Origin of the sequence: Neoroseomonas marina, from assembly GCF_012927745.1 — a bacterium.
In the GTDB taxonomy this organism is placed as follows: Bacteria; Pseudomonadota; Alphaproteobacteria; order Acetobacterales; family Acetobacteraceae; genus Neoroseomonas; species Neoroseomonas marina.
Genome location: NZ_JABBKX010000005.1, coordinates 281,982 through 308,676 on the forward strand (window position 1 = coordinate 281,982; position 26,695 = coordinate 308,676).

At 66.1% G+C, this 26,695-nt stretch carries 27 protein-coding genes; 7 read left to right on the forward strand and 20 right to left on the reverse strand.

Going from position 1 to position 26,695, the window contains the following annotated elements:
* Positions 1 to 53: 53 nt before the first annotated feature.
* The 18 genes from GWK16_RS16305 to GWK16_RS16390 all read right to left on the reverse strand — a co-directional run bounded on the left by GWK16_RS16305 (position 54) and on the right by GWK16_RS16390 (position 17,540).
* Entirely contained in the window at positions 54 to 1,448 is a 1,395-nt protein-coding gene (locus GWK16_RS16305) for a toll/interleukin-1 receptor domain-containing protein (RefSeq protein WP_170055026.1), read from the reverse strand.
* A 39-nt stretch (positions 1,449 to 1,487) separates the two neighbouring features.
* Positions 1,488 to 1,709, reverse strand: coding sequence for a helix-turn-helix domain-containing protein (locus GWK16_RS16310; RefSeq protein WP_170055027.1), 222 nt, complete (start codon positions 1,707 to 1,709; stop codon positions 1,488 to 1,490).
* Positions 1,696 to 1,926 carry a hypothetical protein gene (locus GWK16_RS16315; protein WP_170055028.1) on the reverse strand — a complete coding sequence of 77 codons (231 nt, stop codon included), beginning with the start codon at positions 1,924 to 1,926 and terminating at the stop codon, positions 1,696 to 1,698. The genes GWK16_RS16310 and GWK16_RS16315 overlap by 14 nt, the downstream gene beginning before the upstream one ends.
* Positions 1,927 to 2,009: 83 nt before the next feature.
* Positions 2,010 to 2,792, reverse strand: coding sequence for a hypothetical protein (locus GWK16_RS16320; protein WP_170055029.1), 783 nt, complete (start codon positions 2,790 to 2,792; stop codon positions 2,010 to 2,012).
* A 262-nt stretch (positions 2,793 to 3,054) separates the two neighbouring features.
* On the reverse strand, positions 3,055 to 4,632 hold the full coding sequence (locus tag GWK16_RS16325) for an anti-phage dCTP deaminase (protein WP_170055030.1): 1,578 nt from the start codon (positions 4,630 to 4,632) through the stop codon (positions 3,055 to 3,057).
* 535 nt (positions 4,633 to 5,167) lie between these two features.
* Positions 5,168 to 5,926 carry a hypothetical protein gene (locus GWK16_RS16330; protein WP_170055031.1) on the reverse strand — a complete coding sequence of 253 codons (759 nt, stop codon included), beginning with the start codon at positions 5,924 to 5,926 and terminating at the stop codon, positions 5,168 to 5,170.
* 23 nt (positions 5,927 to 5,949) lie between these two features.
* Positions 5,950 to 6,351 carry a hypothetical protein gene (locus GWK16_RS16335; RefSeq protein ID WP_170055032.1) on the reverse strand — a complete coding sequence of 134 codons (402 nt, stop codon included), beginning with the start codon at positions 6,349 to 6,351 and terminating at the stop codon, positions 5,950 to 5,952.
* Between the two features lie 247 nt (positions 6,352 to 6,598).
* On the reverse strand, positions 6,599 to 9,163 hold the full coding sequence (locus GWK16_RS16340) for a phage/plasmid primase, P4 family (RefSeq protein ID WP_170055033.1): 2,565 nt from the start codon (positions 9,161 to 9,163) through the stop codon (positions 6,599 to 6,601).
* 76 nt (positions 9,164 to 9,239) lie between these two features.
* Positions 9,240 to 9,476, reverse strand: a complete 237-nt coding sequence (locus tag GWK16_RS16345) for a hypothetical protein (protein ID WP_170055034.1) — start codon at positions 9,474 to 9,476, stop codon at positions 9,240 to 9,242.
* Between the two features lie 284 nt (positions 9,477 to 9,760).
* Positions 9,761 to 12,829, reverse strand: coding sequence for a phage tail length tape measure family protein (locus GWK16_RS16350; RefSeq protein ID WP_170055035.1), 3,069 nt, complete (start codon positions 12,827 to 12,829; stop codon positions 9,761 to 9,763).
* 12 nt (positions 12,830 to 12,841) lie between these two features.
* The gene (locus tag GWK16_RS16355) at positions 12,842 to 13,249 is read right to left on the reverse strand and encodes a phage pre-tape measure protein (protein WP_170055036.1); all 408 of its coding nucleotides are present in this window, start codon (positions 13,247 to 13,249) and stop codon (positions 12,842 to 12,844) included.
* Positions 13,246 to 13,401, reverse strand: coding sequence for a hypothetical protein (locus GWK16_RS16360; protein ID WP_170055037.1), 156 nt, complete (start codon positions 13,399 to 13,401; stop codon positions 13,246 to 13,248). Before GWK16_RS16360 ends, GWK16_RS16355 begins: the two co-directional genes overlap by 4 nt.
* On the reverse strand, positions 13,394 to 13,603 hold the full coding sequence (locus GWK16_RS16365; protein WP_170055038.1) for a hypothetical protein: 210 nt from the start codon (positions 13,601 to 13,603) through the stop codon (positions 13,394 to 13,396). Before GWK16_RS16365 ends, GWK16_RS16360 begins: the two co-directional genes overlap by 8 nt.
* Positions 13,604 to 13,985: 382 nt before the next feature.
* Positions 13,986 to 14,189, reverse strand: a complete 204-nt coding sequence (locus tag GWK16_RS16370) for a hypothetical protein (RefSeq protein ID WP_170055039.1) — start codon at positions 14,187 to 14,189, stop codon at positions 13,986 to 13,988.
* 67 nt (positions 14,190 to 14,256) lie between these two features.
* Complete coding sequence (locus GWK16_RS16375; RefSeq protein WP_170055040.1) at positions 14,257 to 14,682, reverse strand: hypothetical protein; 426 nt, start codon at positions 14,680 to 14,682, stop codon at positions 14,257 to 14,259.
* Positions 14,679 to 14,927, reverse strand: a complete 249-nt coding sequence (locus GWK16_RS16380) for a helix-turn-helix transcriptional regulator (protein ID WP_170055041.1) — start codon at positions 14,925 to 14,927, stop codon at positions 14,679 to 14,681. The genes GWK16_RS16375 and GWK16_RS16380 overlap by 4 nt, the downstream gene beginning before the upstream one ends.
* 92 nt (positions 14,928 to 15,019) lie before the next feature.
* Positions 15,020 to 16,744 carry a tyrosine-type recombinase/integrase gene (locus tag GWK16_RS16385; protein ID WP_170055042.1) on the reverse strand — a complete coding sequence of 575 codons (1,725 nt, stop codon included), beginning with the start codon at positions 16,742 to 16,744 and terminating at the stop codon, positions 15,020 to 15,022.
* Positions 16,745 to 17,039: 295 nt separating this feature from the next.
* The gene (locus tag GWK16_RS16390) at positions 17,040 to 17,540 is read right to left on the reverse strand and encodes a hypothetical protein (RefSeq protein ID WP_170055043.1); all 501 of its coding nucleotides are present in this window, start codon (positions 17,538 to 17,540) and stop codon (positions 17,040 to 17,042) included.
* A gap of 230 nt (positions 17,541 to 17,770) precedes the next feature.
* Between GWK16_RS16390 and GWK16_RS16395 the strand changes: the two genes are divergently transcribed.
* From GWK16_RS16395 to GWK16_RS25750, 7 genes are all read left to right on the forward strand, one after another.
* Positions 17,771 to 18,262, forward strand: coding sequence for a DUF892 family protein (locus GWK16_RS16395; RefSeq protein ID WP_170055044.1), 492 nt, complete (start codon positions 17,771 to 17,773; stop codon positions 18,260 to 18,262).
* 261 nt (positions 18,263 to 18,523) lie between these two features.
* Positions 18,524 to 19,192 carry a hypothetical protein gene (locus GWK16_RS16400; RefSeq protein WP_170055045.1) on the forward strand — a complete coding sequence of 223 codons (669 nt, stop codon included), beginning with the start codon at positions 18,524 to 18,526 and terminating at the stop codon, positions 19,190 to 19,192.
* A gap of 96 nt (positions 19,193 to 19,288) precedes the next feature.
* Complete coding sequence (locus tag GWK16_RS16405; protein ID WP_170055093.1) at positions 19,289 to 19,990, forward strand: BON domain-containing protein; 702 nt, start codon at positions 19,289 to 19,291, stop codon at positions 19,988 to 19,990.
* A 74-nt stretch (positions 19,991 to 20,064) separates the two neighbouring features.
* On the forward strand, positions 20,065 to 20,994 hold the full coding sequence (locus tag GWK16_RS16410) for a manganese catalase family protein (RefSeq protein WP_248291423.1): 930 nt from the start codon (positions 20,065 to 20,067) through the stop codon (positions 20,992 to 20,994).
* A 28-nt stretch (positions 20,995 to 21,022) separates the two neighbouring features.
* On the forward strand, positions 21,023 to 21,925 hold the full coding sequence (locus GWK16_RS16415; RefSeq protein WP_170055046.1) for a hypothetical protein: 903 nt from the start codon (positions 21,023 to 21,025) through the stop codon (positions 21,923 to 21,925).
* A gap of 50 nt (positions 21,926 to 21,975) precedes the next feature.
* Complete coding sequence (locus tag GWK16_RS16420; protein ID WP_170055047.1) at positions 21,976 to 22,428, forward strand: DUF6766 family protein; 453 nt, start codon at positions 21,976 to 21,978, stop codon at positions 22,426 to 22,428.
* A gap of 70 nt (positions 22,429 to 22,498) precedes the next feature.
* Positions 22,499 to 23,578: a diguanylate cyclase gene (locus tag GWK16_RS25750; protein ID WP_170055048.1), complete on the forward strand. Its 1,080-nt coding sequence runs from the start codon at positions 22,499 to 22,501 to the stop codon at positions 23,576 to 23,578.
* Between the two features lie 9 nt (positions 23,579 to 23,587).
* On the opposite strand, the gene GWK16_RS16430 is transcribed toward GWK16_RS25750, so the two are convergent.
* Both GWK16_RS16430 and GWK16_RS16435 read right to left on the reverse strand, forming a co-directional pair.
* Positions 23,588 to 24,802, reverse strand: a complete 1,215-nt coding sequence (locus GWK16_RS16430; RefSeq protein WP_211187477.1) for an ABC transporter substrate-binding protein — start codon at positions 24,800 to 24,802, stop codon at positions 23,588 to 23,590.
* An 80-nt stretch (positions 24,803 to 24,882) separates the two neighbouring features.
* Positions 24,883 to 26,691: a thiamine pyrophosphate-binding protein gene (locus GWK16_RS16435; RefSeq protein ID WP_170055049.1), complete on the reverse strand. Its 1,809-nt coding sequence runs from the start codon at positions 26,689 to 26,691 to the stop codon at positions 24,883 to 24,885.
* Between the last annotated feature and the right edge of the window lie 4 nt (positions 26,692 to 26,695).

Genomic DNA, 26,695 nt, shown 5'->3' on the forward strand with positions numbered 1-26,695 from the left:
ACGCACTCGAACGGTGTGCGGTGCGGCAATCATTGACGGCACGCCAAGCCAATCTACGATCCGAAGTCCTTCCCGCCGTCGGGCAGAATCGCATAGCGGATCGTTAGCGCGTCGCTTGCTGATCCGCGGGAGCTGTCCTCGACGCCCAAGACTTTGATGGCGGCGAAAAAGCCATGCACATTCCTCAATACCGCAATCTGGCCAGTCTGAATCGCCCGGACGCGGGACGTGAAGTCGTATTCGGACGCGTCCTTAATCTGCTCCAGTTCGGTCGCTCCACGCGCGATAGCAATTCCATGGATCGAGGGTGGATCGTTCATCAGGTAAATGCTGGTATCGCTTGCCTTTGACCAGCAGGTCTCAAACGCCGTCGCTCCGCGCCCGATAATGTATCGTCCATTGTGTGAGCCATAGTCGAACGTCACCTCTCCAGACATGGCCCCGGATGTTGGTGCAGGGACGTCAGAGGCCTTTCCTGACGTCGGGGAGATGCCGACCTTCTTCGCAATCTCGACTGCAAGTTCCGCTGGAGAGTAGCGGTTCGCGTCGAGGTACTGGAGTGTGGCCGGCAGGCCCGGGACCGGCGTCTCGTCGAACCGTACCGGGAGGATAAACTCCTCGTCGCTCTCCATTTGGCGGCTGATGGCGGCTCGCCGTTCATGGCGCGTCCAGCTCTTGCTGACGTACTCCGTAGAGATGAACATCACGACGAACTGGCTGTCGTGCGCAAAAATCTGATGGAAGTACTCAGCGCCGTCTTTGCCCCATAAGGCGTTAGCCTCGAAGCGGTCGTAGAAAACTGCGATATGCTTCGCGGCAAGTGCGTCCGCCACGCGGCTCACGTAGTCGCGCTGCTCACCGGCAAAGGAGAGAGCAACCTGGTACGGGCGCGAAGCTCGTTCGACGTTTCGCGAGGAACCCATCAAAGGCGAAGCCTGGTTGGTGGCATCTTGGCCTCCCGATGCTGGCGGCGTGGGATTTGCCACCAAACGCGCCCCCGGGGCTACCAGGTCAAGGCCAACGTCGAACTGCCGGATCTGATAACGAACGTAGTCGCGGAGCTTGTTCATCCGCCCCTGAATCGCGTTGGTGGCTGCTGTGCCACCAAATTCCGCGCACCACGACGCTAAGTTGGAATTTTGCTCAAGGATCCCAACCATGTCGTGAGCCCGCGCGATGGTTTGGTCTCGACACGCCGGAAAATCGACTCCCGGGATCGACTTCATGTGGCGCAGCACATCGACCATCTCAGACAACGCGGTGTGGAACTCTCCCTCAACCAGACCTGCCACAGCCCTGAGCGTGGCGCCTGATCGGAATAGACCTCTCGCGGCATTGCCAGCCGCAATGGCCCTCGCTCCCTCCCTTGCTCGGCCTGCTGCGGCATTCTGGATGGTGTACAGGCGATCAAGGAAATCGTTCACGGTTGGGAGGGTGTCGTTCGGCATGCAGGAAGTATAGGCAGCTGGATTACCGACCAGCGAGGTCTACGGGGCGGTGGAGCGGCGGCTACCCGACACTGTGGCCGTCGTTTTCGTCGTTCTGATCTCTACCATCAGCCGCAGCGCCACTCGCACCGGACCAGGGATCGCGCGCTCTCCTAGCGCCCATCGCCGCACGGTGCGCGCATCCACCTCGAGCGCTGCGGCAGCTTCGACCTGCGTCATGCCGAGATCCGCGATCGCCTTGCGGAACTCATCCGCGGACAACGATGCCGTCCTCGCGCAGCGTCATGCCGTGCTCGGCGAACACAGGGCGCAGCGTCTCGTAGGTGTCTTCGATGCCGAAGGTGTTCGAGATGGTGCCATCGGCCCGGAAAAGCGCCAGGCGCTCCGGCCGATCGACGCGCCGCGAGACGTAGCCCACGGCCTCCGCCGGGAGGGCGGGGTGGGTCATCGGAACCGGGTTGTAGGTGCGCTTGGCCATGAGGAGAGAAATAGGGCCATTGGCCCTAATTCATCAAGAGTCTTGTCCACGGGATTCCGTGCCGAACTCTCGCGTCTGACGCCTCAGTTTCGGTAGGTGGCTCGCTTTGGGTCAAACCCGGCGGGTTCCTCAACATCGGGCCATGCACGCACGATCGCCCGACATGCAGCTTCGACATTTCGCGCCATGCGCTTATGGCTCGCGGGCGCCGGGGTGGCTGTCTGCCGATGGCTATGGAATACGATGCAGTGATCCGCCGAGGCCCGAACGCCATCCTGCGTGATCGCGCGCTCGACAAGCCGATGGACCATGACAGCTGTTACCTGACTGGCGAGTAAGGCAGCGGCCTGCGCATCTGCAGATTTTAGCATCCCGCCCTTCGCGGGATCGACAATCACTGCGCCAGCCAAATCAAGGCCACGATTCCGGTTGAAGCGCAGCCATATGGTCGGCTGCACGCTCACTGTTACTCCCTCAATCACCATCGGCCTTTGAATCGAAGCTCGCGTTACGATGCAGCCGGCCGTGTCGAGATGCGGAGATGCCTTTTGAAAGGCATCGAGGGCCGCGATCTCATGATCGAGGTTGCGCGACTGTTGCTGAGACGTAGCGGAGCGCCTTCGATTTAGGAGATCCGCTCTGCAAGCTTCGAGGATCGTCGGATCGCGGCTTTGACCAGCGAGATATCGAGCAATGGCCATCCGAACAGTTCTATAGAGCGTCGATCGCGCAATCCGCTCGAACTTCATGCCCCGCACGATGGTATCGCGGGGGTCGTCGTCGGCCGCGATGTACTCCCCAAGCTCAAAGGCGGTAATCCGAGGGCGCCTGTTCACGCGCCAGACCTTGTCGTCGGAACCCAGCATGATTCCCCCGAAGACATCAAGGGCACCGCAGCGCTACGCCACCGAACCGACGGTGACGCGCCCCACTTCGCCGCGCTCTAGCGTCAAGCCCGCTTTCCTGGGTGAGCGACGAGCGCGTGATCCGACTCGTCCTTCGGTGGCGGGTTTCTCACGGCCCTTGTCGCCTCACGCCGCATGGCGTCCTGCTTCCACTGCGGCCAGGACGCTACCTCGCGCTCTGCGCGCTGCATTTCGCGGTTAAGCATCTGCTTGTCATTCATGATCAGGGCTCCTCTTCGTTCTCCGGACTCGGCTCTTCGATACCCCAAGCGTGCTTGTTCATCGAGAGTTCCGCCTCGAACGCAGTTTCAGTGTCGCGAAAAGTGGCGCTCTGCATCACGCGGGGGTTCGCGCGATCCGGGTCCCACTTCACCGCTCTCCCGAGTGCGTCCTTTCGCCGCACCATATCAAAGAACTCCAGATAGCGACGCGGCGCCACGCCGACAAACGGGCGGAAATTCACAGTCTCGCTGCAGGGTGCTGCACTGTGATCCACGTTGATCACCCCCTCGTACAATTCACCCGCCATGCTCTTCGGGTAAGGTTCGACGTAAACGACGGTACTCAAACCGGCCGCCACGATATGACGTGCGCACATGTGGCAAGGGAACGTCGTGCAGTAGAGCGTCGCACCTCTTACTGAGACGCCAAGCCTGGCCGCCGATGTGATCGCCGACATCTCGGCGTGTACGATGCGGCCAAACTCAATGATGCTGGCGGCGCGTGTTCCCTTCAGAATCGCACCGTCTTTGTGGAAGAGCGCAGCGTCGAACATCTGCTCCACCGACTGACCTTGAAGGCGTTCGCTTAGCCAGCCGGCATCCTTCAATCGGCCAAAAATTTCCTCGAGAATCTCTTTCTTCATCCTGGCGCTGGAATCAAAGCCAAGATGGAAATCGCGAATGTCGGATGGTGGACCCGCGTCGCTTCCTTCCCACACGGCGCCGCCGCCGAACTTCGGGACCTCGTTGCACCCCGCGACAAGGATATCGCCATCAGTGTTGGCAATGACGGCCCCCACCTGACGCGATAGATCGGCAGACCGCAACGCTGCTGCACGAGCATGGAACAGGCCGTACTCTTCTTGCGTTGGCGTCCGGAAAGGGTGGCTGAAGAGAATATCGACGAAGCGCGCGATCTGCCTCGTCAGAGCGTCATCGTCCGATGCGTCGAGGAACACATCGCATTCAGGGAAGGCGTCGCGAACGCTCTGACCAAACTCGTCGCCATCCTCCTTTTCATCGCGATCAATCAGCCTTCGGGCCTCTTCCTCATAACCCTCTGATCGGAGGATGTCCCTTGTGTCGCGGATGCGCTTAGCCAGTCGCTTCACTCGAGCGCCCTTCGGCAAATAGACCGCGATGGCGAAGAACGCGGAGCCGTACACGTCACGAAGAGTGCTAATTTCGTCTGGCGTCTTCAGCGAGTGGATAATGTGAGCATGCCGGGCCAGGGTCGGCACCTTATCCGAGCGATCGCCCGCTGCCCGCGCGATCTGCGTTCGCTTCAAGGCGATGTCTCGGATGCCAAGTAGCGCGACAGCGTCACCACGGTTCGCGGCCCGGCGAAGCGCGTCGCCTGCGTCCATCAATTCAGTGAGCCGCTCGTCCTCGGGCCACGGGGGCGCACGTCTGAGAGCGGCGAAGCGGAAGCAACCAAGCAGGCTATCACTCAACCTGATGCGAGTTGCCGAATAAGACACACGGCGCAACTCGCGCTCAATCCGATCACCGATATCCCGCAGGTCTGTGCCGCAGGCACCTACCAAGCCGAAGACTAGCTCGGGACCTTCTCCGGACATGCTCAACCTGCGAATCGGACGACACCCGCATTCAACTGGATTGTGCGGCACAGGGGAATCGCCTTGTTCGGACGGCTCCCCCGCCTATTTGGAGGGAGGCGCCGGGATAGGCAGAGGGGGCGGGGTTCCGGGTCCCTCTGGCCGGCTGGCGGGGCCGGCGGGAGGGCGCTGAGCCCGGGTCGGCACAATTTGGGGGCCTCCCTTGGCACCATTGGTCCGGCCAGGGTGGGGCTACGCCAAGTGGCAAACTAGTTTTTCGGCGGGGCATCCGGGGCGATCTGCGACGCCTGCGACGGCGGAGACGCCTTTTCGAAAACTCCCCTAATCCGCGCGCACGTGAGGAGACTCTTGGAATCGCGTCTTTGTCGTCGCAGCCGTCGCAACCACCCTGGACGATGATCGCGGAATTGCTGGCCGGACCCTACCGGGACCAATGGTGGAAGGCACACAGAGTGCCCCTGGTCCCTGCACCATTGGTCGCAGGCCGATCCCGGACCGAGGGGCGAGGGGGCCTCGGCCGGATCAGATCACGCTGTTAGCGGGCTTGCCCGGTGATGGGGTCTACAAAGTTTGCTGCCCCATTGGGCGCCTTCCAGCCGCCAGGCACTCCGGCAGCTCGCCTGAGTGCCTCATCCAGATCCCGAGCGAATGAGTGCTGCTGCTCGTCCGTCGCCCGGACACGGAGGCCTTCCCGGATGATGCTGTCGATGGCCTTGGACGGAAGCACCCCCAACAGGCGCTGCAGCAGCATGTGACACTCGAGCGCGTCATCCAGGTAGGGGCGCACATGCTCGTCTGCCGCCATGATCGCACGGTTCATCGACCAGTGTGCGCGAGTGGTCAGATAGGCATCCAGCCGCCGGCCGACTTCGAGGTCGGCGTCCGCCGCCTCCGCAATGGCCTTCGCAACCATCTCCTCTCCATGCTGGACGAGTGCCAGATCGTCGGCGGTGCGCTCCTCCGCGTCCTTCAACGCTGCGGCGGCTTCACGCGCCTTTCTGTCCGCAGCCCTCTTCGCGTCGATCGATCCCTTACCCGCAATCATGGCGGCGTAGGTCTCGCGTACCTCCCGCTCGGCATCGGCCAGTACCGCCTTGGCGGCGGGAATACTCGACACCGCTGCACGTGCTGCGGCCAGGCCATCAGTCACGGTTGTGAGTTCCCTCGCTGCCTTGCTGCGCTTCCGGCCAGCGGCGCGCAGGGCCGACGCAAGGTCGGCCAGGTCTTCGCGGACCTCCGCGCGGATACGGTCGCGCAGCGGGATCGCCGCGGTGGTGTCCTCGGTCATCGTCATGGTCATTGTCCTCTTCTCTGTTGTCACAGGTCGTCGTCGTCGGACTTCGGCGGCGCTGGTTCCGTTCTCAGCCCCTCAGGCGACGGCGTCTCCGCAGCGGGCCGATCGCCGTTGAACGACTTGTCGAGCCGGTGCGAAAACTGCAGGCAGATGAAGCCGAGGGCCTGCCGGACGTCCTTCTCGGCTTGGTAGCCGAGTCGGCCCTTCACCTCGTGGAGGAGAATCATCGCCTGGCCGAGCCGCCCCACATCGCCGTCTTTCAGGTCGATGTACGGGCGACCCTTGATGATGCGGTAGACATCGTGGAGAGCCTTCTTCGCGCGGTACTCAGCGTTGCTGTTCTCGCGGCGCTCGCGCGCAGCGGCATCGCTGCAGGCTCGCTCTCGGTCTCGCTTGATCTCCTCAAGCATGTCGGCTGTGGGCACTGTTGAGTCTCCTTCTCAGGGTGAGGTGCGAGGGGGATAGGGTTGATGCCGGCCGAATGAAGCGGGCGGCGAATGGTCCGGCCCGAAGCGGTCGCGGCCATGGGTGGGGACCTGGGCAGGGGCCGCAGACCGCGTTGCGACGGATGCGACGAAAGAGACGCCCTTTCGAAAACTCTCTTCCTATGCGCGCACGTGAGAAGGTCTTCGGAATGCCGTCTCTGTCGTCGCAGGCGTCGCAGATGGAGCATCACAAGTCATCATCCGGCCGGATGCGGAGGCCGCGGAAGCCACGTCCTCTGATACCGCCGGTGTCCTTGATTCGCTCGAACCCCTGGGCGGACAGTGCGAGAGGCAGATCGATCGCAGAGGCGTCCTCGCGCCGACCTTCACGCACGAGCCAATCGGCAAAATTCCGCTTGAGCGCATCGTTTGTGACGGTGAAGCCGGGGCCTGCCTCGCATACCTCGGCGAGGAATCGCGGGACGACGTCCTCGGCTTCAAAGTAGTTTTCGCTTGCCTCTTTGATTGCGTGCGGAATGCTCAGGCCCTCCGCGTACCATCTGGCCGCGCCGTCCAGCATCCATCGAAGGATCGCAGGCGCCTCGCGCCACATCTTCTCCGGCAACTCCGGATCAGGCTTGCTCGGGACCCGGTCAGTCTCGAGGATCAGGAGGCGCCGTCTGATAGCAGCGTCCACTCGCGCAAGCCGTGGCCGAGTGTTCATCGCGAACGTGAACACGAAGGTTGGGATGAAGTTAGTTCGCGCCTGATAGAGGCCGCGCGCGGTGATCGGATCGGTGGAGATCAGCGATGTGAGTCGCTGCTGACTCCACTTTGAGCCGGGCGGGACCTCCTGGACCGTGACAAACCGAAATCCGCGCAGCGCATCAACATCTTCCGAATGCCGCTCTGAGGCGCTGCCAAGGAACGTGGCCGACGAGGCGACGGTCCCGTAGGAGCCGAGGATCTTCTGAATGATGTTGAGCAGGCTGCCTTTGCCATTGCCGCCAGGGCCGACGAGGACGAGTGCGCGGTGCTCCCTCGCGTGGCCGGTCATGCAGTAGCCGAACCACGTTTGGAGAAAGGCGATTATCGTCCGATCGCCTGCGGCGATGAACTCAAGCAGTGCCGCAAAGTGCGGAGCGTCGCGTTCAAGCCTCAACGGATCCGTCTGAGGTGACACCGCCGTGCATCGGAGGAATCGATCCCCTGGTTCGGCGGGGCGCGCGCAGTTCATCGGAAGGATCTGCACGCCGGTAGGTGTCGCCGCTAGATCAGGGTCCCGGTCGAACCTGTCTGCCGTGGTTGCAATGGTGGGTAGAGCCGCAAGAGCGTCGGCCGCACCGCGAATGCGCGACTGTCGTTGGAGCATTCCTGCCAGCGCTGCACATCGCTTCTGCGTTGCTTCGGATCCATCGCTGTTCCGCGCTTCCTGGAGTGCTTCGGAGAACAGTTGCTTGAGCTTCTGCGTGAGACGCTGAAGCACGAATGCCCGAGGGACGGGTTTGAACGACGTCTCACCGTCTTCGCGCCTGAGGAATCCTAGACCATCGATATGGACGATCTGACCTATAAGCCCCTCGGCAGTATGCTCAGCGAGCTGGACTTCGCCGGGCACGGGCGTCGGCGCATCTTCGTTTTCAGGAGCATGTGCCAGCCGCTCGCCTCGGGCCTGCTTGATCAGCCATCTCGCGGTGAGCGGTCGGCGGTCCTTGTGGGAGACGTCGAACGATGGCCACCGGCGCTCGCACTCGGCTTGCACATGTTTGGAGGAGAGGCCGGACCATTCGCACCAGAGGCGAAGGCCGTCGTCGGACCCATCTGTCTCGTGGAACAGCGCCATGCCGACATTGAGCCAGTCGTCGAAGCCGGCGGTTCCGTTGACGCCGTCATTCGGAATGGCGTCGAGAAGCTTCTTCAGATCGTCTAACGAGAGGTTGGCCTTCCCGCGGTCGAGGTTGGCCGTCCAGTCGTCATCGTCTCCCGCCGTGGTCAGGCTCGACGACCCGCGGCGCTTCACCTCCCACCCGAGTTCCTTGCATCGTGCCTCGAACCACTCGATCAGCGCCTTCGCCTGTGCGACCGTGATTAGCGGGAGGTTCGCAGCCTGCACTTCGACCGGGTCGGCGCCTGGCCACACGTAGGGTCGCTTCGTGTCAGGGTGGACGGCGTAGGCAACGAACTGCTCGCCCTCGCCGAGGCCCTCGATCTGCGCTTTGCGGCCCTGCCCATCGACGAACTCGGCCGAGGTGATCTTCTTGATCGGCGTCTCGGTGCGGAACAGCAGCAGGGTCTTCGGCGCCAGCCCGGTGCGCTGCGGCGGGTTGCCGGGCAGGTTCCACAGACACCAGTCGAGCGTCTCGGCCGCCATGCCTTCGTCGATGACGTCGATGTCGATGGCGAAGAGGCCGCGGCCAAGGTTGATACCGACGCCGGCGTCGGTAAGTCTCTTGTCATCGATCCAGGTCTTCACCCGCCTCGGATCCGGCTTCACCGCCGACCAAGGGTCGCCGTTCTTGTGCGACATCCAGACCGGCGGATGCTTCGTCCCGGGCATGATCGGGATGACGGCGTAGCCATTGCGGACAAGGGTGTCGCCGAAGCGAGACAGGTACGACTCGCCCGTCGACGGCGGCGTAGTCCGCTGCTGGCTGGTGCGCCGCTCGAGGGGTGCCGTAGCCCCGGCGAGATCGGCGGTGTGCTGGATGCGCGCCCTTACAGCGTGCTCGACGCTGCGGGGGGCCGGCGCCAGCCCTGGCGCAGACGACAACGGAAAATCATTGAAATGGGAGTCGGTGTCGGATATTTTCACGCCATCGTCTCTCTGCTTGAGCGATAGTTCTGTGGCAGTTGGAAGCCCTCGCCGAACCCGAGCCGGCGGGGGCTTTCTACTGTCCGGCGCGCGGAAGGCTTGCGAACAGCCGCTCAGCGCTCGCGACGCTGATCAGGGACTTGCGGCCGACCTTCACCATCTCGAGCTGCCCCCGGCCAACCAGCTCATAGATCTTCGTTTTACCGATCCTGTAGGCGCCCTGGAACTGCGGGATCTCTAGCCATTTCGGCTCAGAGTTGTGCTCGCTGACGCGCGGAACAGTCCTCACTTCGGGACGCATTTCCATCTCCATGTGCAGCCTTCCGGCGAACGCCGGAGGGCGCTGAAGTAGGGCGGCGACGAAATAGAGTCTAGAAAAAAGACCATGAGAAAGAATGCAGTCAACTTCTTGGTGAGTAATCATTTTGTTGAGTGTCGAGATTATGCCCGAGCGACCGCCGAGTTCTTAGAATACTCAGTGACGTCGTTCTGCCTCGATCACCTCAGGGCGGCCGACAGGCCGCGGAAGGCGCTGCAGGTGCGACCTGCGACGAATCCATCATTGGGGAGCAGAGAAGCGTCCGAGTGATGTGCGGACTACTTCAACATCGAGCGGATTGAGAGGACGTTTCGCTGCAACGTGGACAAGATCACACGCTCGCCCGGCGCGCTGGCCAGCGCATTTGCGATTTCTGACTCGCCAACGGCGAAGACCGCGCGGATCGATTGAGCTGGCCCCTGGCCGCCCTGCGTCGCGCCACCATTGAGGATGTTCCGCGGGTCGTTCTTGGATAGCACCTCTTCGCCGCGCTGCAGGATCGCCGGCACCTCGTCAGGCCGCAGGCCGGCGATGCCGCCGGAGTGAAGCCGCGGGGCGTTGGCGAACCACGAGCTGGTTACGGTGCGCATCGGCGCGGGAGTATGTCCGACGATGCCGCCGGAGTGATTCACGGGTACGGATGTACCGCCGCCAATGGCGCCGACGATGCTCTTGATCGCGAGTAGGGCCTGTTGCTGGATGATGGCCTGCGCAATCGACCGGGCGAAGTCGGCGAAGAACTGCAGGACGGCGCGCCCCGCTTCGTCGAACGCGTCTCCGATCTTGCCGACACCCGCCAGGAAGTTGCCCGCCGCCTGCGCGGCGGTCTCGAACGCAGTGCTGATCGACTGCACGAAACCGATCTCGATCGAGTTCCGCAGCCGCGCGACCGATGGGTCGACCCTTTCGAGATTGGCCCGGTACAACTCGACCTGTGCGTTGACCGATCGATAAGCGCCCTCCGTGATGGCACCCGATGCGCGCGCGGCCTCGGCGGCCTGCTGTAGGAGATCGATCTGACGAACAAGCTCGTCGTTCGTCGCGCGGTACACCTCGACGATGCGACGCTCAGCCTCACTCGACGACACCGCGCCTTGCTGCTCGAGTGCGTTCTGGGTCTGGACGAACTGCTGCCGCTCCTGGACGAGCCGCTGCACCTCGGTCTGTTGCGAGCCGAGGATCTGCTGCACGCCTTGCCGCGAGCCGAGCGCACCCGCCTGCCGCTCGGCCTGTGCGACCAGGGAGTCGATGGCAGCGCGTCGGACGGCATCGCCGCCCTGCTGTGTGTCGCGGAACCGCCGCGCCTCTTCGGCGAGACGCTGCAGGGCCGGTCGGGCTGCGTCGGCGGCCTCCTGGATGCGACGAATCGCCTCGGCCGGCGTCAGTGCTCCCGCCGCCACGTCCTCCTGCGCGCTGCGGATAGTCTCGTCGCGCGTGCGGATGGTGGCGGTGATGTCGTTCTGGATCGCCTGGAAATCGCGACGGACTGCCGCAGCAGCAGCCGCACCGCCGCGCGTCAGCTCCTCCGCGATTTTTTGCCGCAGGGCGATCTCGGCCAGATCGGCGATCTCGGCGAGATCGACATCCGATGCCTCGGGGTTCTGCTCGCGGAAGCGCCGGGTCGCCAGCTCACGCGCAGCGGCAATGCGCCGCGCTCGGGGAAGGGTCCGCTCATCCCGCTCGAACTCGAGAACCTGTTCCTGCCGTGCCCGCTCTGCCGATTGCTGGCCGGGTGTCATCCCGCCAACGGCGCCCCGGCCAGTGGGGGCGCCGGGCGTCCGCGCCGCTTCGCCCTGCGGAATGAGGCCAAGCGATCGGGCGATACGCGCGGCGACGTCGAGTGCCGCGATCGCTGGCGCGAGCGCTGTCGTGATGCCTCGGCCAAGCGCATGGAATGCGAGCCGTGCAGCCTGTGCGCTCTCCCCGATGCGCGCGAGCGCCGCCGCCACGAGTTGCAGCGGTGCGGAGTTCCCGACGTCGTCCAGGAAGTCGCGCCACGCGTTCCGGAGCTCGCGCGTGGCCCGCTGGAACGGCGTGAGGGCCTGCTGCTCGGCGTCGCGGAACCTTTGGCCGAGAATGCCGAGGAGCTGCTGTTGTCGCTCGAACGCGTCGGAGGTCTGGTTCGCCTGGGCAATGGCATCCCGCTCCGCTTGCGTGAAGCGGACGCCCGCCTCCTGCAGCGCCGTGAAGCCCGCCTGTCCGTCGCGCAGTGCGCGGGACACCAGTCGCGTCGCGTCGGCGATGTCGATACCGAGCACGGTCGCGAGGCGTGCCGACGCCGTTGCCGCCGCTTGGATGTTGGCCGGTGCCAGCCCGTCGCGGAGGAACGATAGGGCGGCCTTGCGCGCATCCTCGAAGGACGGGCCAAGACGCTCGACCTGGCGCGCGATCTCGGTGAGCTGCTGCGCGGAGACGCCGAAGGCCGCGCCACCGGACCCGCCGCCGGCGAGAAGGCTGAGGTTCCCGGCAAAGCCTCGGTTCGACGAGGCCGTCTCGTACAGGCGGCCGATCGCCGCGGTAAGGGTGACGAAGCCCGCGGCGAGACCGCCGATCATGGGAGACCAGCGCGCCAGGGAGGCCCATGCACCCGGGCCGAACACCTGGACCATCTGCCCGCCCTGTTGCGCCAGGGCTTGCGTCGCGCTGGTGCCGGACGCGATCTGCGTGAATAGGTCGTTCAGCTGGAAGCCGAGGTTCTGCACCTGGTAGGATTCGAGGCCGAAGACGCCCCGTTGCCCGGCATTCGCCTGCCCCGCCTCGCGTGCCGCCCGTGCGGCCTCCTTGGCGTTGCGGGCATAGCCGAGCATCGCGGTCGTCAGGACGGTGGCCGCCTGGCCCGCCTGCGTCGCCGACTGGACGATGGTGCGCTGCGCTTCCGCGAGGTTCCGGGTGTCGATCCCGGCCGACTGCAGCGCGGTGCGCGACGCCGTCAGTGCCTCCGCGTTGCGTCGTTGTGCAGCCTGCGCGGACTGGTAGGCACGCTCGAGGCGCTTGAAGTCCGCCTCCTGCTTCCGCGTGATATCCGCGGAGCCGGCGAGGGCATACGAGAACTCGCGCAGCGCGCGGCCCGCATCGCGCACGTTGTCCTCGAGGCGTGCAGCATCCGCGGAAAGTCGGTTGAACCGATCCAGGGAACCCTGTTGCTGCGAGAGGGCACGACCGGCCTGCTGAACCTCCCTCAGAGACGCGGCGAGTTCCCCGAACGATGTCTCGCCACGCTTGGCCGCCGCCACCTGGTCACCCAGGTTCTCGGTGACCTGCTGAATGGCGCCGGCAACGTCGCGTAGTGGCTTGCTGCTGAGATCCTTGGCACGGATGAGAAGTTCGACATCGCGACGCTCGACCATGATCCGGGGTCCTCAGTGCAACGACGGAAGGTGTGGCCCGATCAGCGGGCCGAGGATCTCGGCGAAGGGGCGACGGTCGCCTGATTGGCCGAAGGTGAGGCGGTCGATTGCGCCGAGGAGTTGAAGCACGGCACCGAATGGCAGACGCCGCGCTGCCTCGACCTGGTCCGGCTCATCGGACGCGAGGGCGATGACATGGGCGATGGCGCGTGGCGCAATCTCGAGCAGCGCCAGAACCGACGCGACGGGCTCAGCGCGGATCGATCGCAGAGGCACTGCGATGTCGGCTGCATGCTTCCCGAGAAGCGTCGCGATATCCTCCGCCGAAAGAGCGCGGACCGAGAGGGCGACACCCCGCGACAGGACGACGTCCTCACGCTCGGCGGCAATGGAGGCCAGAGCGGCGAGGCGGCCGGTCATGCCCGGCACCCCTCGGCCTTCAGGTGCCCGCGGCGATTGACGAGGGCGTAGCCGGTGGGGCGGGTGTCGGTGGTGTGCAGCGTCATGCCGAGGCGCTGAGCGATCTGCCGCGCCTGGCGCTCGACCTCGCCGCGGCTGAGGTGATCAGCCACGGGCAGCCTCCCGCGGAAGCAGGCCGCAGGTCTCGAGGTTGGCGAGAATGGAGGCCGCACGGCAACTCCCGGACTGCGGTGCTCTGCTCGGCGGCGCCGGCGCCTTGTCGTCGTCGAGGACCGCGATGCCGATCGCTCGGGCGGCGGCCAGGAGGCGCGCCGCGCCCTCCCGAGGAGAATCGGCGGTGGTGGCTGCAGGCATTTCGAGAATTCCCCTCGCAAGCGAGGGCCGAGGCTGTGCCATAGTTCAATTCGGAGTCAAAGGAAACCACGACGGAGAGAATCGATATTGTCCGCAGGACAGATATTAGAACCGGGTGATTTTCAGCGTACTCGGTATACTGTCTGTCATCCTCGGATTATGTCTGCACATGGCGGATATTTTGCTACGAATTCGATGTGGCTTCTCGGTCACTGTAGCGCGGCGGGTTCGGGCGAGGGACACGACCGAACCGCCGGGCATCGGACGCGCTCCCGGCCTCGTGGACTGCGGCGCGCAAGGCGTCCTGCGCGCCGACCCTCGCCGCCTCCCTCATCGGGATATGCCCTTCGTTGCGTCGTTGTGGGGTTGAGGCGGGCGGGACCTACGCTGCCCGGCTTCGCCAGTCGGGCGGCAGGAAGCGATCCACGTCGAGGCGTTGGCCGCTCGTGGCCTCGTGCCGTGCAAGGGTCGCGAGGCCCAGGCTTAGGGCGTCAGTGAGGCCATCATCGACGGCCTGGCCTGTGCTGGAAAGCGCATCACCGATCGCCGAAAGAATACGCGCGAGATCCATGACATTAATTTCCATGTTTTGGCCCTCCTTCCTGGCCGCAAGTCAAGTCATGCATATAGCGCTATGTAATGCATCTACCTTTTTAGTTGGGGGTCTCAACATCGTGTTGAGCCGTATTACTGGTCCACTCCGATCCGGACATTTGCGCAGCCGCGTCAAGGGCGGTTCCGAGGTCTGGCCAGGTTGCCCGCGCTACCGCAAGCAACTCCCGCACTATCGCGCCGTACCGCAGCATCTTCTGGACGTCGCTTCCGATGGTGGCGAGGAGACTGTCCAGGTCCCGCGCCTCCGGCGCCAGCACGCGGATGCGAGCCGACAGGAATGCGATTTCTCGTGCGGCATCGGCATCGGGATACGGGGAGATGTGGCGGGCCGACCTCCCCACGATCGCCGAACCGGCAAGCAGGGCATCCCGGAAGGTGAGCGACCGAACTGCACGCTCCGCGGCCTCGAGACGAGCAGCGCCGAAATAGTCGGCCGGTGTGCCGAACGCGGCGGGCGCCGTCACGACCGCTGCTCCCGCGTCGCCGCCTCGTGTGCGTTCGACTTGAACGTTCGGCTACGCATCCAGGCGTCAAGGTCGGCCTTTGCATAGGCGACGCGGCGCTTTCCGAGGCGGATCATCGGAGGGCCATCGCCATCGACGGCGAGGCGCTCGAGGGTCTTGGTGGAGCACTTCACGTAGATCGCAGCACGGGTGCGCGTCAGATAGACGTCGCTGATGTCGTGTGGGTCGGGCTTGACGGTGTCCATGTCGCCTTCGCTCCTCTGCTTTCGGCAGTCGGAGGAATAGCGGACACGAGCGGACGCGCCGGGGGACAGTCTGCCCGCCGAGGGGGGACAGTTTATCTCGAGCGCGCGGTCGCTCTGCTTGCGATCTCTCGCATCACCTCGTCCAGATTGCTCGGCACAGCATTCTCGCTATTGAGCAGGTCCGTCAGTTCGCGAAGCGCCTGCCACCGACGCTGGATCGAGTTGGACTGATCCTCGAAGTCCGCATTGAGCCGCTCGAGCCGGGGATCAAACTGCACGCCGAGAGATTGGGCGCGCCGAACGGCCTTCATCCACTGCGCAACCGCCTCCCGCCGCTCGTTCATGGCAGTGATTAATCTGCCAGCATTCGTCCCATTCCTCTCTAGCGCTCTGAGCATTCTATCGAAGCGCTTCTCTTCGGTCTCTCGATCCGCCGCGCGGACCCGTCCCGTCCTAACTCGCAACTCGGCAAGGGCCTTACTGCGGAGATGCGGATTCTCAGCGGCTAGGCAAAGCATCTCCTCATTGATGTAGCGAAGCCCAAGTGAGGTCGGGCTCGGCCTGTGAGTGGTGGCTGGGATCTTTGCTGAGGGCACCGCCCCCGCCATCCCGGTGTCGGCCGCGGCAATCAAATCCATGACATGCTTCGACCAACGGTCGAGCGCGTCGCGTCGCTCTGCCTCGTACTGGTGGCGCTGATAGACGCCGACGATGCCGGTGCGCGTTCCGCTCACGTGATTCAGCACTGCCTCGATAATCACGGGCAGCACGCCAAGCCGCTGCATCCCTGTTGCTGCAGTCCGCCGCAGATCATGCAGGACCCAAGGCGCAACGCTCTCCCCAACAGCGTCGTCGAGCCGCGCCTTCATCTTGCTGAAGCCGGATGGCGATGTCTCGCCGCGGCTCTGGAACACGTAGATGGCACCCTTCTCGCGCGGCTGCGATCGAATGATCTCCAGTGCGGAGGCGGAGAGCGGCACAAGGTGGGTCGCATTGTTCTTGGCGCGCTCTCGCGGGATGGTCCACATTGCGCGCTCGAGATCTACTTCTGCCCAGGTCATCCCGGCGACCTCACTGCGGCGCTGCGCCGTCAGGATCAGCAGGCGGGTGATGTTGCGCCAGGTCCGAGCCATTCCCTCCGTCGCCTTCCACACGGCGACAATCTCGTCATCGCTGAGGACTCGGTCTCGGGCGACCGCCTTGGTCGGCTTTGGGATGCTGGCCCACGGATTTACCTCGATCTCGCCCCGGCCGATCGCGAATTTCCAGCATGCATGCCCGGCCGCGTGCAGATGGTTCGCGGCATAGGGGCCCCTCGCCCCAGCCGTGGCATCGAGGGCTTCGCGGACGTCGGTCTTCGTTATGGCGGCAGCCGGCTTGTCCAGGAGCTTATCAAAGGCCGCCTTCAAGGTTCCCTCGCTTTGCGAACGGTAGTCTGCGGTCCGCTGCGACAGGTGCTTCTCGCTCCATTGGTCGATCATGATCCGGACAGTGAAAGCTACGCGTTGGCGCTCAGCCTTTTGCGCGGCCACCGCAGCCTTGCGCTCGGAAACCGGATCGCCGCCAGCGCGGACCCTGCCCCGCTCTTGTTCGGCTCGCTTTCGGGCCTGAGCGGTGGTGAGTTCCGTGCCCCAGGTGCCGATGACGAGCCGCCGCTTCTGGCCGGCCACCTTGTACTGAAGGCCGAAGACCTTCGCACCCTTGGCCGGAACTCGGACGTAAAAGCCTCGGAGGGCGTCATCGAATACGAGGGTGTCCTTGACCCCCGCAGGACAAGCCAGGGCCCCAACAACCGCGTCCGTGAGCCGTACCGCCACCGCCTTCCTCCGCGCGCCCGGCCCAACAATGCGGACCCCTAGCGGACCCCCATTGTCGAGTAGGACGGACCGCTTGTGTCCGTCCTTGTCTCATGCCCTTCCCGGCATATCAACGGTTTTGCGGGCACCTGAGGGCTCGCGGACCCCTCAGTCACCCCACGACGGACCCGGTATCCATTATTCCTAATCCTGGGGCCGTGAGTTCGAATCTCGCCGGGGACACCACCACACCGGCCGCCGCGGCGGCCGGGAACGCCGCGAGCTCAAGCACCCCAAGCAGCCGCCGTCCGCGCCCCTAACCGGCCGCGACGAGCACCCGCAGGCAGATCTCATCCCATGTCAGCTTCGGCGGCGATGGACTGCCGACCGTCTCGCCGTTCTCGGCAAGCCAGCTGGCGATGACGGCATTCACCGACGGATCGTGCAGCATCTTCTCCCGCATCTCGTCATCGGGAACGTCGTCGTCGCCGAACAGCACGTGGCCGAACAGAAGTCCCTGCCTGACCTGGAACCGAGCCGTATGCGGTCCGACACGCAGTACTTCGATCTTCGATCCCATGATGCCCCTCCGGTTCTGCGTTTGCGCGGAAGGTAGGAGGGCCGATCCGTGCTGGCACTCACATTTCTTCGAGCGTGCGCTGTGGGCAACTGCGAAGCAGCGCGCTTCGCCGCCGAAGTGATTGATTCGCACCCGGCGGCCGCCGCAGCCGCGATCCGTCAATTCGCCGCGAGCGCCCCTTCCCGATACAGCAATCGTACCGGCCTGCGTCGTCGATGCTGGCAGCACCGACAGCACAGCGCTGCTGCGCGTGAACCTCCGCCCGCACGCGACGGTTCTAGGAAGGTCCAACCGGAGATGACCCGATGCCTCGGATCAAGAAGGATGCGCCTGCTGCGGCGAGCGTGAAGGCGACGGCACCTGCCAAATCGAAACTGCGCCCTGTACCCGATCGCGCGACGAAGCGCGGTGGGCCGCGCCGCCCGCGGGATGTCGGTCCCGCAATGCGGGCGTGAGGACCGGCATCGATGGCAGATAGCCGCGACATCTTTCTCCAGTGGCTGCGCGATGCGCATGCGATGGAGGAGCAGGCGGAACAGATGCTCGCATCGACGGCCGGCCGTCTCGAAAGCTACGGGGACCTCAAGCTGCGCCTTCTGCAGCACCAATCCGAAACGCGTGAGCATGCGCGCCTCGTGGACGCCTGCTTGAGACGGCATGGCACCGCGTCCTCGACCATCAAGGACATGACCGCACGCGCGACGGCCTTCGCACAGGGGCTCAGCGGCCTCTTCGTGGCGGACGAGGTCATCAAGGCGACGCTGGCGAGCACGACCTTCGAGCACATGGAGATCGCCTCCTACGCGATCATCATCGCAGCCGCCGAGGCGCTCGGCGACGCCGAGACCGTGTCGATCTGCAGGCGCATCCTCGAAGACGAACAGCAGATGGCGCGTTGGCTCGAGGAGAACACGCCGGCGGTGGTGCAGCGCTTCCTGGCGACGGGCGCCGGCACGTAGGCGACCGCGCCTCGAGGTCGCCTGCAGCGACACCGCACACCGCATTCGACACGCCATGCAGCCCCGCGCCGCGTGGCGTTTCCTCGTGCGCGAGCGGGTTTGGAAGGCAGGCTCGATGCGCGGAAGACTCTCATCGCTGTTCATGCAGCGCTGCGAACTTCGGGGCGGACGACCGGTTCTCCTTTGCGGCAACCGAGCGGCCATCGTCCGCTCAATATCGCCAAAGATGAATGGAGACGCAGCATGCCAATGAACCGGAACATGCCGGACCGCGACGAGCGTGGTCGCTTCGTGTCCGACGACGACGACGATCGGCGGGGCGGCCGCGGCCGCTATGAATCGCGCGGCTACGATCGCGACAGGGACGATCGGGGCCGCTTCGTGTCCGACGACGATGACGACGGCTACCGCCGCTCGCGGTCGGGCCGCGACGACGACGATCGTCCCCGCAGCAGCGGCTGGTACGGCGACTCCCGCGGCCATTCGGAGGCCGCGCGCCGTGGCTGGGAAGGCCGCGGCCGCGGCTATCGCGACGACGACGATGACGGCCGGGACCGCTATCGCGGCGAAGGCCGTGACCACGGCGAGGGCGGCTGGTTTGGCGACCCGCGCGGCCGTTCGGAAGCATCGCGGATGGGTTGGGATCACCGGCGCGAGGGCGGCGGTGGCCGCTATCGGGACGATGACGGCGACCGCCGTGGTGGCCGCTACCGCGACGACGATCGCGACCGTGGCCAGGGCGGTTGGTTCGGCGATCCCCGGGGTCATGCCGAAGCGTCTCGCCTCGGCTGGGAGCATCGGCGCGATGGTGGCCGCGGCCGCTACCGCGACGATGACGACGATCGCGGCGGACGCGGTCAGGGCGGCTGGTTCGGTGACCCCGAGGGTCATTCCGAAGCCTCCCGACGCGGGTGGCAGAACCGCCGCTAGCGTGCCGGGGCGGCGGGCGGCCACGGGCACCGTGGCCGCCCACGCCTTCCTTCATCCGGTGCCGCAGTTCTCGCATGTCCAGGGGAGTTTCAGGTGATGCCGCAACGCGGGCGCTATGAGGATCACGAATCCGGTCGGGCGTATCGCTACGGTCGGGACCGCGACGACGCGGGCCGGGACCGCCAGGACTACGGGCGGTCGTACTACGGCGGTGGCGGGGATCGCTACGGTGTCGACAGGCCCGATGGCGACACCTTCGGTCGCCGCAGCCGGGATGATCGTCCCGACTACGGCCGCTCCGACGATGATCGCTATCCTTCGCCCGAGGCCGACTTCGCGCGAAGCGACTGGGCGCGGCGCGACAAGCCCGGCCGCGAGCGCGACGAGTACCGCGACGAGGACTGGCCCAGCGCGCTCACCCAGGATCGCATCGGCGTGGGACAGCAGGACCCCTTCTCCGCCGGGCAGGCGGAAGGGCCGCATCGGGGCAAGGGGCCGCGCGGCTACAGCAGGAACGACGAGCAGATCCGCGAGGATGTCTGCAGTCGCCTGGCCGATGACTCGAATCTGGATGCCACGGATATCGAGGTCGAGGTGAAGGACGGCGAGGTCACCCTCGCCGGCAATGTCCGGGAACGCGGCGACAAGCGTCGCGCCGAGGATATCGCCGATGCCGCATCGGGCGTGAAGCACGTCCAGAACAACCTTCGCCTCAAGCCCGCGGGATCGGGTGGCGAGGAGGACGGGTCCGAGAAGACGTCCGGCACCACGCAGATGCGCGCCGGCAAGAGGACCTGACGAAGCCCGGCGGCGGGGACGCGCGCCCCCGCCGCCGGTCCCCCGTCACGACCGACCATTCCGCAGAGCGAGGTATGACCACCATGTTCCAGCGCATCGACAGGCTGCAGGTCGAGATCCCCGCTCCACGGCGCCAGGATCCGAACGCCGCGGCCGCCCTGCAGGAATTGCTCGGCGGGAAGTACGGGGAGATGTCGACCCTCGGGAACTACATGTTCCAGAGCTTCAATTTCCGCAGCAAGAGCAAGCTGCGCCCGTTCTACAGCCTGGTGGCCAGCATCACGGCAGAAGAACTGGGGCATGTGGAACTGGTGTCCAATGGCGTCGCCATGCTGGCCAACGGGCCGGATCGCGATCCCGCCCCGGACGGCGGCGATGTCGCCGACGCGCCCTTCGAGGCGATGAAGGACATCCGGCTGGCGGCTGCCTTCTTCTCGAATGCCGGGGGCGCGACGCCGGTGAACGCCAATGGCGCATCCTGGAACGCGGACTTCGTCACCACGACGGGCAACGTGGTCCTCGATCTCCTGCACAACTTCCATCTCGAATGCGGCGCGCGGCTGCACAAGCTGCGGGTGTACGAGAGCCTGTCCGATCCGACCGGGCGCGAGGTCTGCGGCTACCTTCTCGTGCGCGGCTCGGTCCACGCGCATGCCTATGCGCTCGCGCTGAAGAAGATCACCGGCGTTGCCATCGAGAAGATGCTGCCGGTGCCGAACATCCCGCTCGACAACATTCCCGAATGCCAGAAGTACCTGGCGGAAGGATCGCATCGGCGCCTCTACACCTTCAGCCCCGCAGATTACGCGGAGATGGCGGGTATCTGGGGCGGCGACGAGACGGCGTTGCCAGCCGATCCGGAAGGGACGCTCGAGGTGGTTCCCGGCATGCCCGACGGCGGGAAGATCCATCAGCTCGAAGGCGTGCCCTCGGCCTTCACGCCCAACTATGCGCCCGAGGAGATGTTCGAGATTGCCGCCAAACTTTACCAGGCATCGCGCTGACCGCGAGCCCACCCAAGGAGAACCGGTGATGTCGGACTATACTGCGGTGCCCGCGATGAACGCGGTGGCGGAGGGCGGGGCCAAGCTCCGGACCCGCGTATCCTTCAGCAGCGTCTTCGTCGGAACGCTGATCGCGATCGCCGTCGGCCTGCTGCTGCATCTGCTCGGCCTCGGCGTCGGAATGACGTCGGTCGACGCGGTGGACCGTGACTCTCCCTCGGCGACGACAGTGCTGCTGATGGCCGGCGCCTGGACCCTGTTCACCGCCCTCGCCTCCCTCGGGATCGGCGGGTACGCCGCGGCACGACTCTCGGGCAATGCCGACCGGTGGGACAGCTCGCTGCACGGGCTGGGTGTGTGGGGCTGCGCGGTCACACTCTCCTCGATCGTGGCGGGTGTCATCGCGATCGGTTCGGCGACGACGGCGACGAATGCCGTCGGGTCGGTCCTGGGCGGTGCCGTCCGGGGCGGAGCGGCAGCGGCGGGTGCCGCCGCCGGCACCGCGGCGCCGCGCATCGACGATCCGGCCGGCCTCGTGCAGCAGTTGCGCACGACCCTGGCGACGCCGGCGGACGTCTCCCGCATGACGACCGAACAACGTGGCGCCGAGATCGCAGCGATCGTCGGGAACCGCGTGCGCGACGGGGAATTCGGGCCCGGCCAACGGCGCCGCCTAGCGGCGTTGATTGCCGCCGAAGCCGGCATCCCGGAGGCCGAGGCGGAGCAGCGCATCGCCGCCTACGAACAGCGGGCCCGCGAAGCGGCGCAGCGGGCCGAACAGCGCGCGCGCGAGGTCGCGGATGCAGCGGCCACGGCCGGCGCCATTTCCGCCTTCTGGGCCTTCGCCGCCTTGCTCATCGGGGCCGCAGCGGCCGTCCTTGGCGCGGCGCAGGGCGCACGCGACATCGCCTACCTCCGGCCGCCGCCCTGATCCGCGGCGACGATCGACGGGCCCGGACGATGGGTGCGCGCGACCGGAGCATGGACGAAGCATCGGGCAGCGCCGGGGGATGGTTCCGGCGCTACGCCTATGCCTGGATCACCTTGCTGTTCTTCGCCGTCTCCCTGGGGCTGCACTGGTGGTTCGGATGGAAAGCGTACCTCAACGAGCAGACGACCCATGCGACGACACCCGAGGTCGGCGGTTTCCTCGTGGAGATGGCACGGGACACCTTCGAGAACTGGCAGTCGGAAATCCTGCAATTGCTGTGGCAGGTCGTGGGCCTCGCCTACTTCCTGTACATCGGATCGCCCGCGTCCAAAGAGAATGACGACCGCACCGAGGCGAAGATCGACGCCATGCTGCGCCTGATCGCGAAGGAAGATGCGGACGCGATCATCGCCGACATCGACCGGCGCTTCCTGCGCACCCACGGCCACGCGCAGCCTCATGCGCATGAGGAACATCGGGAGGCCTGGCGGCGGTTCCGATGAGAGGCCGCGTGGAGGGCATTCGTCCGGGGCGGAGTGCCGACGGTCCGTCGCCGGATAACCATCGATTCACGTGACCGCACGCAGTCTCTCCCAGGCAGCGGCCTTGGGGGACTGCATGCAGGATTCGGCTTCGGGCGACGCCGCCGTGCTGTGCGCGGCGGCGCTTGAATCGATGCGACAGCACGCGCTGCCGCCGACGCCGGTGAACTACGCCGTCTGGTTCGAGTTCCACGCCGGCCGCAAGACGGGGCTGCGGCGCGTGCTCTCGGTCGCCCTGTCGAACCGGCGCGCCATCGACAGCTACATGATGGCGGAACTGCACGACCTCTTCCTCGTCGACGGCGCCGAGCGCCAGGCCGCGCGGGAAGCGCGCGTCGCGATGCGGGCGGCGGCCGAGCGCATCCTGGAAGCCGGAGCCGACGCCGCCCGCTACGGGGACCGGCTCAACGCGGCCGCGGTCGACATGGAGGCTGGGACGCAGGGGCTCGCGACGCTGATCGCCGAGCTGGCGGCGGAGACCGCGGCGCTGTCGGTGCGTTCGGCACGGCTCGGGGAGGAACTCAGCGCCTCCGGCGAACGCATCGCCGAGCTGGAACGGCAGCTCGCCGTGGCCCACCAGGCATCGCTGACCGATGCGCTGACCACCCTGCCCAACCGCCGCGCCTTCGACAGCATGGTGCTGGAACATGCGGCACGGGCGATGAACAGCGGGGACTCGCTCTGCCTGCTGATGATCGACATCGACCACTTCAAGCGCGTGAACGATGCCTGGGGCCATGCGGTGGGGGATGCGGTGATCCGGCTGGTCGCCGCGACGCTGGCGCAGACGCGTCCCGACACAGGCCGCGCCGCGCGGTATGGCGGGGAGGAGTTCGCCCTGCTGATGCCCGCGACGCCGCTGCCAGAGGCCGCGGCGCATGGGGAGAGGCTACGGGCGGCACTTGCCGCCCGGCGGATCAGCCTGCGCGCCAATGCCGCGCCTATCGGCAGCATCACCGTTTCGGTCGGCATCGCGCGCTACGAACCGGGGGAGGCGATCGATCGCTGGATCGAACGCGCCGATGCCGCGCTCTACGGCGCCAAACGCGACGGGCGGAACCGCGTCGTCGTGCTGGAAGCGGCGGCCGAGGACCTCGCCGCCGCCTCCTGACGCCGTTCCTCAGCGCACCAACGGGCAGCCGCCTTCGGCAAGCGGGCGGAAGGCCTGGTCGCCCGGGATGGCCTGCGCGACCTCGAGCAGGTCCCATTCCCCAAGGTTCTGGCCCGGACGCTTGACGCGCATCAGGTACATCTCGCGGATCACGCGGCCGTCGATGCGGATGGAGCCGTTGCGCGTCATGAAGTCGTTGATCGGGATCTCCCGCATCTTCGTCATGACGGCGGGCGCGGCGTCGGTGCCGGCCGCCTGGATCGCCTTAAGGTAATGCGTCACTGCGCCCCAGGTGCTGGCCTGGAAGGCGGTGGGCGGGCGACCGTGGATGCGCTGGAAGCGCGTGGCAAAGGCGCGCGTCTCGTCGTTCTGGTCCCAGTAGTAGGGCTCGGAGTAGACGAGGCCCTGTCCGGTCTCGAGCCCGATGGACTTGATGTTGGTCAGCGAGCAGTTCAGTGCCGCCGGCTGGATGCCGCGGCGAAGCAGGCCGAACTCGCCCATCTGCTTGGCGATGTTGATCATGTCCGCCCCGCCGGCGCAGATGCCGACCACCTCGGCGCCCGAGGCCGCGGCGCGCACCAGGTAGGAGGAGTAGTCCGTCTCGCCCAGCGGCGCCCGCGCGCTGCCGGTCACCGTGCCGCCGAGGCCCTGCAGGATCTGCGAGGCGTTCTGCTCGAGCGAATGGCCGAAGGCGTAGTCGGAGGTGAGGAAGAACCACTTCTTCCGCCCATTGCCGACGAGCGCCGTCACCGGCCCCTTGGCGGCGGAGTAGTTGTCGTAGGTCCAGTGGATGCCGTAGGGCGAGCAATCCTTGCCCGTCAGGTCGGTCGTGCCGGCGGCGATCGGGACGTCGATGCGCTGGCGCTCGCGCGAGAGGTTCTGCACCGCCAGCGCGACGGCGGAATTGCCAAGGCCGAAGATGGCGTCGACCTTCTCCTGGTCGTACCAGCGCCGCGCGATGGCGAGGCCCACATCGGCCCGGTTCTGCAGGTCGGCGTGGACGACCTCGATCGGCGCGCCGTGGACGCGGCCGCCGAAATCCTCGGCCGCCATGCGCGCGCCGACCACGTCGCCCATGCCCTGCTGGTCGGAGAAGACGCCCGACATGTCGTCGAGCACGCCGATCTTCACCACCCCGTCCGAGATCGCCGCCTGGGCGCGCACGGGACTCAGCGTCGGGATCGCCAGCGCACCGGCGCCGGCGAGAAGCATCCTGCGGTTCATCGAATTCCTCCCTTGTCGTTCCTGGCCCCGGGCGTCGGTGCCGGGCCGGGGTTCTCAACGCCCCGGTCCCGGCCTGGACTTCACAGGCTCAGGCCGCGGGCCTGCAGCGCCTTGAGGAAGTTCGGCTCCGGATTGGGCAGCGGCGGCAGGTCCCAGGACCCGGTGCCGATCGGGCGGATGTCGCGGTCCACCGGCACTTCCACGAGGTAAGGGCGGTTCGCCTTGATGGCGGTCTGGATGGCGTCCTCGACCTCGCCGGCGTGCGTCACGCGGTGGGACGGCACGCCGTAGGACTTCGCCATCAATGCGAAGTCGGGGCTGTAGAGCTCGCCGCTGCGCTGGATCTCGAAGGCTGTCGCCAGTTCCCGCCCGCCGAACATGCCGTGCTGGATGTCGCGGATCGAGCAGAAGCCATTGTTGTTCCACACCACCCAGACGACGGGGATGTCGTATTCCACCGCGGTGGCCAGCGCATGCGGCGTCATCAGGAAGGACCCGTCGCCGACCACCGCGACGCAGGGGCGATCCGGCGCGGCGAGTTTCGCACCCAGGATGCCCGAGGTCGCGAAGCCCATCGCCGCGAAGCCCCAGGAATGGATCAGGTGGCGCGGGCGCAGCGTATCCATCAGCTGGATGATCCAGTTGTGGTGCACGCCGACGTCGGAGGCGACGACCGCGTCCTCGGGGATGGCGCGCGACAGGGCGCGCATCAGGCGCTCGGGGCGCAGCGGCATCTGGTCGGACTCCGCCAGGCCGCCTTGGTACTCGCGCCAGACGGTCCGGCCCTTGTCGAGACGCGCGATCCACGCCGCGATGCTGCGGCCCGGGGTCAGCCGCGGCCGCGCTGCCTCGATGAGGAATTCGAGGCTCGCCCGCGCATCGCCGAGGATGCCGTATTCCGCCGGATAGTTCCGCCCGATCTCGGAGGGATCGATGTCGATCTGGATCAGGCGCGAGGGCGGCACCGAGAGCGTGTAGCCGTCGAGCCAGCCGCTGGTCGCGCGGTCGTCGAAGGAGAAACCGATGGCGAGGATGACATCGGCGTTGCGCGTCGCGTCGTTCGCCGCGTAGGCGCCGTTGCGCCCGATGGCGCCGAAGGCCAGCGCGTGGCGGTCGGGGATCGCGCCCTTGCCGTTCGGACTGGTGACGACCGGTATGCCCGTGAGTTCCGCGAAGGCGGTCAGTGCATCGGAGGCATGGCCGATCAGCACACCCTGCCCGGCGATGATCACCGGTTGCTTCGCAGCGAGCAGGAGTTCGAGCGCCGCGGTCAGCTCCTTCGGGTTGCCCGGCGCGGCGTTGACGATGCGGCTCATCGCACCGCCATGGGCGCGCACATCCGTCTCCTCGACAAAGACGTTGAGCGGCACATCGAGGTTCACCGGTCCGGGACGGCCCGAGGTCAGCATGTCCCAGGCCTGCGTCACCGCGAGCGGCACCATGTCCGCCCGCGTCGGCTGGAAGGATCGCTTCACATACGGACGGACCACGGAGGGGAAGTCGCCCTGGAAGTGCCGCCCCGATTCCTGGAAGGGCCCGCGGTTGAACTGGCTCGTCGGCACGTTGCCGGTGATGGCGAGGAAGGCGGAGGAATCCATCATCGCCGCCGCCAGCGCGACCACCAGGTTCGCCGAGCCCGGACCGCAGGAGGTGAAGGTCGCCACCGGTTCCCCCTTCACCTTGTAGTAGGCATCGGCCATGTGGCCGGCGGATTGCTCGTGATGCGTCGAGACGGTGCGGATGCGGTTCTGCGCCTTGAAGGCGGCATCCATGAAGCCGGTGATGCCGTGGCCGCAGAGGCCGAACAGGTAGGGCACCTTCTGCTTCACCAGGTGGTCGACGATGATGTCGGCGCCGTTCATCAGCGCCTGCTTGCTGCTGCCGTCCATGGTC